Genomic DNA, 13510 nt, shown 5'->3' with positions numbered 1-13510 from the left:
GGGATTCTGCGCCATAGGCTCTGTGAAATCCAACATCGGACATCTGGAGGCGGCAGCGGGCATCGCCGGGGTTGGGAAAATCATCTTGCAGATGAAAAACCAGACGCTGGTTCCCAGCCTGCATGCCCAAGAATTGAATCCGAACATCCATTTCGGTCAGACGCCGTTCGTCGTCCAGCAGGAGCTGGGGGAATGGAAGCGGCCGGTGGTTGAGATCGACGGAGAGACGCGGGAATATCCGAGGATTGCCGGGATTTCATCGTTTGGAGCGGGAGGCTCCAATGCACATGTCATCATCGAAGAGTACATTGCAGAAGAGAAGGTGCCGATGAGCGTTACGGCTCAAAAGCCTGCGATCATCGTATTGTCGGCCAAAAATGAAGAACGACTGAAAAAGCAGGCCGAGAGATTGCTAGCCGTTATGCGGGAAGGAAAGCTAAGCGAAAGCAGTCTGGCCGATGTGGCATACACGCTCCAGGTGGGACGCGAGGCCATGGAAGAGCGGCTGGCAGTGATTGCAGGGTCTATGCAGGAGCTGGTGGACAAGCTGGAAGGATTCCTGGAAGGACGGGACGAAATCCCTGAGTTGTACCGGGGCCAGGTCAAACGGAATAAGGAGGCGCTGACGGCGCTGGTAGAAGATGAAGACATGGACAAAACGATCGCTGCCTGGATAGGGAAAAGGAAATATTCGAAGGTTGTTGATCTCTGGGTCAAGGGACTGGCGATGGATTGGAACATGCTTTATGGGGACGCCAAGCCGCGACGAATTAGCCTGCCGGCCTATCCTTTTGCGAGGGAGCGGTACTGGATCACGGATATTATGAGTCCATCTGTAGAAAGAGTCTCTTCTGTAGAAAGAGCTGTTACGGAAGCTCAGGAAAAGGCAATTCCCGTCCAGACTCATGCGATGCAGCCAACAGCCCTAATACAACCCGGTTTTTTGAATAGTTCTGAAAAACCAAGCGGCATATCCTTACCGAATTTGTTGGACCATCAGCCGCACCTAAGCAAGTCTGCCAACCAGGAGGGGACAACGATCATGTTAACTTCACTGGAGGAGACATCGCACACATTAGAGGATGAGAAGAAGACGGAAGCGCTGTCGTCTATTCCTTCTGCAATATCGGCGGAAATATTGCAGGAGGAGCTGACAACAAGCCTGGCGCAGGCTTTATATATAGATCGGAGCGATATCGATTCGGTTAGAAACTTTGTTGATCTTGGATTGGATTCCATTATAGGCGTAGAGTGGGTTCGTAGCATTAATAAGCATTACAATACAGCCATAACAGCGACAAAAGTCTACGATTATCCAACCATCCGGGATTTTAGCAAATTTGTTGAGAAGGAATTGTTGAGCAAATCAATTGCGCCATTCTCTGCCCAGTCTATTTCGGATCATTCTCCAGCAGAGTATTCACTGTCATCCGTTGCATTAGAGCCGGAGAAATCGGCAGAGGCTTCCATTCAGGTGAATTTGATGCCGATTTCGTTTGAAAAGCAGGCGCAGGCCAGCATGGCTGAGTGCAGCGCCTCTGCAGAGCTGTTACAGGAAGAGCTGACGGTAAGCCTGGCTGAGGCTTTGTATATGGAACGGAGCGAGATTGAGGCGGATAAAAACTTTATAGATACCGGACTAGATTCCATTATAGGCGTAGAGTGGGTTCAAAATATTAATAAACGATATGGTACATCTATAGCAGCGACCAAGGTCTACGACTATCCGACCATTCACCAATTCGCTGCATATTTGGCACAAGAAATCAATAAGCGTGGAGGAAGCTCCAATCAACAGTCCTTGAGCACAGTCCCGGACACGGACAAGCCTATTGCGAAAGTCCATTCGAAGGGACCTGACACGCTGCAATGTTCCCCAAGGCTATCGCCTAAGGAGGATTCCGAGCCATTCCACCTGGTAAAGGTAGCAGAGGATTCATCGCCTATGCCTTTGGAAAATAAAGACGTAATTGCAATTGTCGGGATTTCGGGAAGATATCCTGGTGCGGAAGATGTGCAGCAATATTGGGATAATCTCGCTCTAGGCAAAAATTCCATTACTGAGATCCCGAAGGACCGTTGGGATGTAAGCCAATATTATGATCCTCGTCCAGCGCAAGAGGGGAAAATCAATTGCAAGTGGCTGGGTGTTTTAGAGGATATGGAATATTTTGATCCGTTATTTTTCAATATTTCTCCTACCGAGGCGGAAGGGATGGATCCCCAGCAGCGCATTTTTATGCAGGAAGCATATAAGGCAATTGAGGATGCAGGCTATAGTGGCTCACAGTTGGGAAATAAAAAATGCGGGGTTTACCTTGGAATTTTAAATAATGAATATAGTATGCTGCGGTACAAGCATCAAGCGCAGTTCACCAATACTACTGGGAACAGTAACGCTATTGCAGCGGCTCGCATCTCTTATTTCCTCAATCTGAAAGGTCCGGCCATATCCGTAGATACGGCATGCTCCTCATCGCTGGTGGCAACCCATCTGGCCTGCCAGGCGTTATCTAACGGAGAGATAGAAATGGCGTTGGTTGGCGGGGTGTCGCTATATCTGACTCCTGAATCGTATGTAGGCATGTCTGCATCCGGAATGTTGTCGCCAGATGGCCGGTGTAAAACGTTTGACAATAGCGCCAACGGCTTTGTTCCGGGGGAAGGAGTAGGGGCGCTGGTTCTGAAGCGGCTGAAGGATGCTGAGGCTGATCGGGATCATATATACGGAGTTATTATCGGGTCCGGAATCAATCAAGATGGAAAAACCAACGGGATTACCGCTCCAAGCACAAACAGCCAAATTGAGCTGGAGCGGGAAATATACAACAAATATCAGATTGAGCCTGAAAGCATTAGCTATGTTGAAATGCATGGGACAGGAACCAAGCTGGGTGACCCTATTGAATTGGAAGCTTTATCAACCGCCTTTAAAGAGAAAACCGATCAGAAGAACTACTGTGCCATAGGTTCGGTAAAAAGCAATATCGGGCATACTTCTGCAGCAGCGGGCATAGCAAGCGTGCAAAAGGTGTTGCTATGCATGAAGCATAGAAAACTAGTACCGACACTGAATTTCAAGAACCCGAATGAGCATTTTGATTTTGATAATTCTCCTTTTTATGTAAATACAGAATTGAACGCCTGGGAACCTTCCCGCGGGAACAGAAGGCGCGCCGCTGTGAGCTCTTTCGGATTTAGCGGTACGAATGCCCATCTTATTATTGAAGAATATCGTCCCGGGACTGGAACATCTGCGACTTCACCAGCCGCCGCCGATATCCATAATCCCGTTCTCTTCGTTTTGTCTGCTAAAGGTGAAAAGCAACTAAAAACGTATGCCGAAAGAATGAGGAGCTTTATTGCATCCCGGGAAAATCTTAACCTCTCGGATATGGGGTATACGCTGCAAGTGAGCCGCGAGCCGATGGATTACCGGCTGGCTTTTGTGGCAGATTCAAAAGAGGCATTGCTAAAAGCGCTCGAAGGATTTGCGAATCATGATCTGCTTGCTGGCGTCCTAACGGCGCAGGTGAAAAAGAGCAAAGACGGGATTGTGATGTTTGAGGCGGATGAAGATGCCAAATCGTTGCTTGAAACCTGGATCAAGAAGAGAAAACTGAAAAAAATAGCGGAGTTGTGGGTAAAGGGGCTAACTATTGACTGGAACAAGCTGTATGGGGACATCAAACCTTACCGGATCAGTCTGCCGACCTATCCTTTTGCGAGAGAACGCTGCTGGGCGCCTGAGCTTGACAGCAAGGCAGGCAAAGGCATGACTTCTGTCACTGCTGCTTCGCTCCATCCTTTACTGCATCGAAACACCTCCGATTTCTCGGAGCAGCGGTTCAGTTCGACTTTTACAGGCCAGGAGTTTTTCCTGAAGGATCATGTGGTGAATGGACGCAAGGTTCTATCTGGGGCTGCTTGCCTTGAAATGGTCCGGGCGGCCGTGGATCAGGCAACAGGATATGATGAGGGCGGGCCAACCGGAATTTGCCTTAAAAACGTGGTTTGGGCACGGCCTATTATCGTAGAGGATGGGCCACTACAGCTACACATCGGACTTTTCCTGGATGATCATCAAGAGATTTCCTATGAAATATATGGGGAGAGCGCAGAAGCTGATGCAGGGATTGTGATATATAGCTACGGCAGTGCTACACGAAGATCGGCTGTGGAGGTCCCAACACTGAATATTAAAGACTTGCAGAATGTATGCAGTCGGAACTTCGACTCCACACAATTGTATGGAGTTTTCAGGGATATGGGAATGGATTATGGCCCTGGACATCAAGGGATTGAGATGGTGTATGCGGGAGAGGGTCAAGTGCTGGCTAAGTTATGCTTGCCGGCTTCCGTTTCTGACAACCAAAGCAAATTTGTCCTGCATCCAAGTATGATAGATTCGGCCTTGCAGGCAACCGTAGGCTTGACGCTGGGGTCTGGCGAGATCAAACCTTCTTTGCCTTACGCCATTCAAGAAGTTGAAATTATAAAAAATTGCAGCTCCATCATGTGGGCGCTGATTCGCTACAATGCAGACGGTCTAGCTGAGGAAAAGGCACAGAAGCTGGATATTGACCTGAGCGACGAAACTGGAGCCATCTGTGTCAGGATAAAAGGATATTCATCAAGAATTCTGAATAGGGACTTGATTTCCTCGGATGTTCAGTCAAATTCCAGTAACTTGATGCTTGAACCCGTATGGAAAGAGCAAGGGATTGCTCTAGGGGCTGAAATGCCCGTATATGATCGCCATGTCGTGTTACTCTGCCAGCCGTCCGAGATTTCCCGTGAACAAGTTGAAGCTCGGATGGACGGCGTGCAATGCATTGTACTGCAACCCGACCGAAACGGAATCGCGGAACAGTTCCAGCATTACGCCGTCCAGGTGGTTGAAGAGATTCAAAGCATTTTCAGGGAAAAACCCAATGGCAAGGTGCTGATCCAGATTGCCATAAGCGGACAGGAGGAGCAGCAGCTTTTCTCGGGACTTTCCGGTCTTTTAAAAACGGCCCGGCTTGAGCATTCAAAACTGGTAGGTCAGTTAATAGAACTGGGACAGGATGAGGACTGGGGAGCAATCATAGACATTTTAAAAGAAAACAGCCGTAGCCTCGAGGATATCCAGATTCGGTACGAGAAAGGCACACGGTGGGTTTCCTGCTGGAACGAAGTTCACATCTCTCAGGAAGCGGCGGGTAACCCGTGGAAGGATGGCGGAGTGTACCTGATTACTGGCGGTGCCGGTGGATTGGGACTCATTTTTGCCAAAGAGATTACGGATAAAGTCCATAAAGCCGTCTTGATTTTAACGGGGCGTTCCGCGCTGGATGAGGGCAAACGGGCTGAGATAAAGAAAATGGAGGCATTAGGGGCGCGAATAATATACAGACAGGTCGATGTGACTCAGGAGCAGGCGGTGACCGATTTAATCCAGGAAATTCAGGAGGAATTCGGAAACATCAATGGCATCATTCACAGTGCAGGAGTCATTCGTGACAACCGCATACTCCAAAAAAATAGCGAGGAAATGCTGGAGGTTCTCGCACCCAAAGTAATAGGGACAGTGAATCTGGATCAGGCAAGCAAGAATCTGCCGCTTGACTTCTTTGTTCTATTTTCGTCTGTAGCCGGAGGATTAGGTAATCAGGGACAGGCAGACTATTCTGCAGCTAATGCGTTTATGGATGCTTATGCCGGATACCGGAACACTCTGATAGCATCTAAGCAGCGCCAGGGTCAAACGCTATCCATCAATTGGCCGCTATGGAAAGAGGGTGGGATGCGTATTGATGAGGAAACGGAGAAGCTGGTAAGGCAGCGTACAGGCATGAGCGGCATGTCAACCTCTTCCGGCGTTCAGGCCTTGTATCGTGGCATGATCGCGGGCGTTGATCAGGTTATGGTGATGGAAGGCAATCTCGCAAAAATGAAGAAAAGCATGGGTTTAATCACGACTCCAGAGATTAGGCAGCCTGAAAAGGTGACAGGAATTTCAGAAGCTTCCCCTAAAAGCAATGCCGTACCGGATCTGCTGGACAAGGTACAGGCCGCTATGATACAGGCCGTGTCAAAATTGCTGAAAGTCAAACTTGAAGATATTGATGAACATGTAGAACTGAGTGAGTATGGCTTCGATTCCATCCTACTCACACAATTTACCAACAACATCAATCACTTATACCGACTTGAGCTGACGCCGGACATATTTTTTGAATACACAACGATTCATGACTTCACCAGGTATTTGGTGGACGAATATGATGCCGTGCTTGGCGAGCAGTTTGCCGTGCATGCCCGGATTGAGCCTGCTGTCCAGGCCGTGGAGGATGATAGGGAAGACAGTACCCACGTTAGACGGCAGCGTTTCCGGTTTGCAGGCGGGAATGTGTTGTCCATGCCGCAACAGACTCAGGCTGTTCCTGAACCTATTGCCATCGTGGGAATGAGCGGTGTATTTCCCATGGCTCGGGATGTGGATGAGTTTTGGAAAAATCTTGAGGAAGGCAGGGACTGTATCACTGAAATCCCTGAAGATCGCTGGGATTGGAAGACGTATTACGGTGACCCTGAGCAGGAGGCCAATAAAACAAACATCAAGTGGGGCGGGTTTATTGAGGGGATCTATGAGTTTGACCCGTTATTCTTTGGAATTTCACCACGGGAAGCCGCACTCATGGACCCGCAGCAGCGTCTGTTGATGACCTATATCTGGAAGGCGATTGAAGATGCAGGCATTCAGGCAGGGAGTCTGTCGGGAACCCGCACAGGAATCTTTGTAGGTACCGCGAACAGCGGCTACAGCGGTATGATCTATCAGGGAAATGTGGGTGTCGAGGCGTATTCCTCCAGCGGTATGGCACCGTCTGTTGGGCCCAATCGAATGAGCTATTTCCTTAATATTCATGGTCCGAGTGAGCCTATCGAAACGGCTTGCTCCAGTTCGCTGGTGGCCATTCACCGAGCCGTTAGAGCCATAGAGGATGGAAGCTGCGAGATGGCGATTGCAGGCGGTGTCAATGTGATTATCACGCCTGAACTCCATATCAGCTTCAACAAAGCAGGAATGCTGTGTGAGGACGGTCGGTGCAAAACCTTCTCCGATAAGGCCAATGGCTACGTGCGTGGTGAAGGGGCCGGCATGCTTTTCCTGAAAAAGCTGAAGGATGCAGAGAAGGACGGAGACCATATTTATGGTGTAATTCGGGGTACTGCCGTCAATCACGGAGGCCGGGCCAATTCCCTGACAGCTCCTAATCCGAGGGCTCAGGCGGATGTGTTGGTAAATGCATATACAAAGGCCGGAATCGATCCAAGGACTGTCTCTTACATTGAGGCCCACGGGACAGGCACCGAGCTGGGCGATCCGATTGAAATTAACGGACTGAAAGCAGCTTTCAAAGAGCTTTATGAGAATACAGAGGGACCCGGGATCACAGAATCCCATTGCGGATTGGGCTCGGTGAAGACCAATATCGGACATCTGGAACTGGCTTCTGGAATCGCGGGTGTCATAAAAGTACTGCTTCAGTTAAAGCATAAAAAGCTGGTCAAAAGCCTTCATTGCGAGGCAATTAATCCCTATATAAAAGTTGAAGGTAGTCCGTTCTATATCGTTCAGGAGGCGCGGGAGTGGAAGCCACAGCGGGATACTCAAGGGAAAAATATTCCTCGAAGAGCGGGTGTTAGCTCCTTTGGATTCGGGGGTGCCAATGCCCATTTGATAATCGAAGAATACATTCCTGGAAAGCAGGCGCAGAATTCTATTACCCTTACCACCCCAAAATCGGCTATTGTGGTGCTGTCAGCCAAGAGTGAAGGACAACTGCTAGAGCAGGCGCAGCTATTACTAGCTGCAATCGGGGAGCATCCGTTCACAGACAGCAGTCTGGTAGATATAGCGTATACCCTTCAGGTGGGGCGCGAAGCAATGGAAGAACGTTTGGCTTTCGTTGTAGGCTCTCTCCGGGAGCTTGAAGAGAAATTGAAAGGATTTGTGGAAGGCCGGGATGGTATCCACGGCTTACACGTGGGACACGCCAAACGCCATAAAGAAGAAAATAGAGCTCGTGAAGACGGAGAGGGTGCAGGCACGACGATTGATGTTTTGGTTAGCGAAGGCAGCTATGGAAAAATCGCAGACCTTTGGGTAAAAGGAGTCGCAATTGACTGGGCCCTGTTGTACGGAGAGGCTAAACCAAACCGTATCAGTCTGCCAACCTATCCCTTTGCCAAAGAACGATATTGTATAACCGATATCAATAAACGGACGGGAGCAAGCGGTGTTGTGTTGGAACGGGAGACAGCAGTCGGCATTCATCCCTTACTTCAGCGTAATACGTCCGATATTTATGGACTGCAGTTCAGCTCCATTTTTACGGGGAAGGAATTTTTCCTGTCTGACCATGTGATAAGGGGGCAGAAGCTCTTGCCTGGAGTGGCCTACCTTGAAATGGCGCGGGCGGCAGTAGAGCAGGTTGCAGGATCTCCAGAAGATAAGTGGACGTCCATCCGGTTAAAAGATGTGGATTGGATCCGTCCAGTTGTGGTTGGGGAGGAGTCGGTTGATGTCAGTATTGGGCTCTATCCGCAAGATGGCGGGGAGATCGCCTATGAAATTTACAGCAAGTCTGGAGCAACGGACACCGAGCTGGTGGTGCATAGTGAAGGCAGGGCAGTAATTGTTCCGGTGGCAGAGGTCCCTGCTATAGATATTAAAACCTTGCTGGAGCAGTGCAGTCTGGGCTCCGTTTCATCCCGTCAGTGCTATGAGGCGTTTGCGGCGATGCAGATTTCCTATGGGCCGGGACATCAGGGAATTGAGAAAATATATATCGGAGTGGGTCAAGCGCTTGCCAAGTTGTCCTTGCCTTCTTCCGTTTACCATACGATGGAGCATTATGTGATGCACCCCAGTTTGATGGACTCCGCTCTTCAGGCGACGATAGGCTTGATTATGAGTGCAGGTGATCGCAAAGCTTCCATTAAGCCAGCTTTACCATTTGCATTGGAAGAGTTAGAGGTATTTAACAGATGCACATCAGAGATGTGGGCCTGGATCCGTAATAGTGAAGACAGCAGGCAGGATGGCCCGCTGCAAAAGTTAGATATCGATTTGTGTGACGAGCAGGGGAATGTTTGTGTGAGGATGAAGGGATTTTTATCACGAGTTGCTGAAAGAGGGACAGGGGCACCAGAGGAATGGACTGCACCGGAGACTTTGATGCTTGAGCCTGTGTGGGAAGAACAAGCGATTGCTCTGGAAGGAACAGCACCTGACTATCAACAGCATCTGGTAATTTTATGCGAACCGGGATATATTTCCGGGGAAATTATTGAATCGCAAATGAACGGGGTGCAGTGCCTCATTCTCCAATCCGAAGAGAAGAGCATTGATGCACGGTTTAGGACTTATGCGACACAGGTGTTTGAGGCAATTCAACATATTCTTAAAACGGAATCCAAAGGCAAAACATTGGTTCAGCTTGTCGTTCCGGTGCAGGATCACCAACAGGTATTCTCGGGACTTTCCGGACTCTTAAAAACAGCATGGCTGGAGAATCCAGTACTGGTTGGCCAATTGATAGAAATGGATGTGGAGCAGGATCCAGCAGGTCTGATAAATATCCTGCAAGAAAACAGTCGCGGTTCTATAGAACCACATATCCGCTATCAATCAGGTAGACGGCATGTTGCCGTATGGACGGAAATTAAAGCCTCCGGGGAAGCGATCAGCATTCCGTGGAAAGACAGGGGAGTATATTTAATTACCGGCGGAACCGGAAGTCTCGGTTTGATTTTTGCCGAAGAAATTACACGACAGGCCAGGGATACCGCTTTAATTCTTGTCGGACGCTCCCCGCTTCGTGGTGACACCAAAGCAAGGATTGAGGAGATAGAGGCTTTAGGTGCAAGAGTAGTATTCCGACAAGCCGATGTCGCCGATAAAAGGGCCGTTGAAGTTTTGATTCGGGATATTCAGGAAGAGTTTGGGAAGCTGGACGGAATTGTGCACAGCGCAGGAATGGTTAGCGATAATTTCATTATTAAAAAAACACGGGAGGAATTGCAAAACGTTTTGGCACCAAAGGTTACGGGATTGGTGAATCTGGATCAGGCTTGCAAGGAAATCCCGCTGGACTTCTTCATCCTTTTTTCATCCGTTGCAGGGAGCCTCGGGAATATAGGGCAGGCTGACTATGCTGCTGCCAATGCCTTTATGGACGCCTATGCCAAGTACCGTAATACGCTGGTAGAGCGAGAACAACGCCAGGGGCGGACGATTTCAGTCAATTGGCCACTCTGGAAAGAAGGCGGAATGCGTATTGATGGGGAAACAGAAAAGATCATGGAAGGGATGGGGATGTTTGCAATGGAGACTGGTGCAGGAATTCGGGCTTTGTATCAGAGCCTGGCTTCCGAAAAGAATCAAGTCATGGTGTTGGAAGGGCATGCCAGTCAGCTAAGAGAAACGCTCCTGCAGCAACCGTCCCTGAATCAGGCTGGAGATGCCTCCTCTATGATAAGGGAAAGCGAGATGGGTTCGGTCATCGGACAAGACCTGCTTGCCGAAAAAGCGGCAAATTATTTAAAGCAATTGCTCGCTACATCCATCAGGCTGCCGGCAAGGCAGATTGAAACCGATGCCCCTATGGAGAAGTACGGCATTGATTCCATTATGATTAAACAGCTAACCCGTGAGTTGGAGAAAACGTTTGGAACACTGCCCAAAACTTTATTTTTTGAATACCAGAATATCCGGGAATTGACCCAATATTTCCTTAAAGTCCACCAGAAGCAGCTGATTAAATTGCTTGGAATCGAGACAGAGGTCAACCCTGCGAAAGAATTCAAGCCTTCTACGATGGAAAACGACCCGGGAAGGTCACTTTCTGATAGTCGGAAGCAATCGCGTTTCATGCCAGTTCAGGCAAGTTTCCAACCGCAACCGAAAAGAGCAGGCGAATCAGAGGAAATTGCCATTATCGGTTTGTCGGGCATGTATCCCGATGCAGAAAACATACGGGAATTCTGGAACAATCTGCGCGATGGGAAGGATTGCATTACGGAAATTCCCAAAGATCGCTGGGATCACAGCATGCACTTTGACGAGGACAGGAACCAGTCCGGAAAAGCTTACAGCAAGTGGGGAGGCTTTATCAAAGGTGTGGATCAGTTTGACCCCATGTTTTTCAATATCTCTCCTAGAGAAGCACAGATAATCGATCCTCAGGAGCGTCTATTCCTGAAATGCGTCTATGAAACGATAGAGGATGCAGGCTATACCCGGGAAGCGCTTGGACTAGAGCGGGGCCTTGGGCAGGATAGGAATGTGGGTGTTTTTGTCGGGGTCATGTATGAAGAATACCAGCTTTATGGGGCACAGGAACAAGCTAGGGGCAGAATGATTGCCGTTCCTGGCAATCCGGCTTCCATCGCAAATCGGGTATCTTATTTCTGTAACTTCCACGGTCCGAGCATGGCTGTGGACACCATGTGTTCTTCTTCATTGACGACCATTCATCTGGCCTGCCAAAGCTTGCGACAAGGCGAGTGTGAGCTTGCCATTGCTGGCGGCGTCAATGTATCCATTCATCCGAACAAATACCTGATGCTTGGGCAAGGCAGGTTTGTATCGAGTAAAGGACGGTGCGAAAGCTTTGGACAAGGCGGAGATGGATATGTGCCAGGAGAAGGCGTAGGAGCCGTACTGCTCAAACCACTGTCCAAAGCTATTGCAGATGGCGACCATATATATGGGGTCGTAAAGGGGACCTCGGTGAATCATGGAGGGAAGACAAACGGATTCTCAGTTCCTAATCCCAATGCGCAGGCCAGTGTAATTGGAAGGGCCTTTAAGAAAGCAGGAATTAACCCCAGAACCATTAGTTACATCGAAGCGCATGGCACCGGGACATCCTTAGGTGACCCCATTGAAATCGCCGGATTGCAAAAAGTTTTCCAGGAATATACGGAGGATAAGCAATTTTGCGCAATCGGATCGGCAAAATCAAATATTGGGCATTGTGAGAGCGCGGCAGGGATCGCCGGAGTTACAAAGGTGCTCCTTCAGCTCAAATACGGACAAATCGTGCCTTCATTGCATTCAAAAACACTAAACCCGAATATCGATTTTAGCGATAGTCCTTTTATAGTTCAGCAGGAGCTGGGAGAGTGGAAAAGACCCGTCGTCACAATGAATGGGAAGACAGTTGAATACCCAAGAATCGCAGGTATTTCCTCCTTTGGCGCCGGAGGCTCCAACGCACATGTGCTCATTGAGGAATATATCCCTGAGGAGCAGGAGACTAGACAAGTTACCATTCCACTGCAAAATCCGGCAATGATCGTGCTGTCGGCGAGGAATAAAGATCGACTGGATGAACAGGTGCAAAGACTGCTTGCTGAACTCAAAGAGCCGGAATACTCGCAAACCAGCCTGGAGGATATAGCATTTACTCTGCAGGTGGGACGGGAAGCCATGGAAGAACGGTTAGCAGTCATAGTTAAGTCTACCCGTGAGCTTACAGAAAAGCTGGAGAGTTTTTTAGCGGGGAATGAGGATATTGACGGGCTGTATTTGGGTCAGGCAAAGAAGAATAAAGACATCCTAGCTGTTCTTGAGGCAGACGAAGACATGGCAAAAATGGTGGATAGTTGGATAAGCAAGGGGAAGTATACAAAGCTGGCGGAGCTTTGGGTGAAGGGGCTACTCTTCGATTGGACTAGACTTTATGAGAATACCAGCCCTCGTCGGATTAGTCTGCCAACTTATCCATTTGCCAAGGAGAGCTATTGGATCTTCGCGCGTGGGGGCGAATCCCGGGACGTCGAGGCGGAAACTCCTGTAGTCGATGTGTCGGTACAAGAGTTCGTTTCCAGCCCTCCTGCAGTTAACCATAGCAACGATAATGTGCAGAGACAGGCTTTGGCGAAAGTACCTGAAAAACCGCAGGGCATTTTGCTAAGCTCCGTTTCCAACATCCAGATGGTAGCAGATAAGCCAGAAAAGTCAGCTGTGCTGGCAGAATCCAAGCCTGCCCCGCCGCAACCTGAGGCCAAGCCTTCTTCGCCGCCGCCCGTTGTTGCCAAGGATGAGGCAAAGCGGTCGACATATGCGCCAACGGCTGTACGGATAGAAACATTGGAGAAGGAACTGGTAGAAAGTCTTGCGAAATCCTTGAGTATGAATGAAATGGATATTGGCCGGGATGATCAATTTATTGATATGGGACTGGACTCCATTATAGGTGTAGAGTGGGTGCAGGCTGTGAATAAACGCTTTGGAACAGCTATTCCGGCAACCAGAGTGTACGACTATCCTAACATTAAAGAATTCTCCAAATTTTTGGCAAAGGAATTGAACAAGTCGGCGGGAGATACAAATCAGGATCCTACAGAGCCGAAGCCTAAGCAGCCCATGCAAGTCTTGTTACAGAAAGTACTGCAGGGTGAGTTAGATTTTGAACAGGCCGACCAGTTATTCAACCAATTACACTCGTAG

At 49.0% G+C, this 13510-nt stretch carries 1 protein-coding gene (running past one end of the window); it reads left to right on the top strand.

Annotated elements, in window-relative coordinates:
- Nucleotides 1-13510 carry the 3' portion of an SDR family NAD(P)-dependent oxidoreductase gene (locus tag MKX30_RS04620; RefSeq protein WP_341062487.1) on the top strand. It extends 6197 nt beyond the left edge of the window, so only the last 13510 of its 19707 coding nucleotides appear in the window; its start codon lies off the left edge, out of view; its stop codon occupies nucleotides 13508-13510.

Source organism: Paenibacillus sp. FSL P2-0173, assembly GCF_038008045.1.
GTDB lineage: Bacteria > Bacillota > Bacilli > Paenibacillales > Paenibacillaceae > Paenibacillus > Paenibacillus polymyxa_B.
Note: the sequence above shows the minus strand (reverse complement) of the source record. Positions and strands in the feature narration are given on the sequence as shown.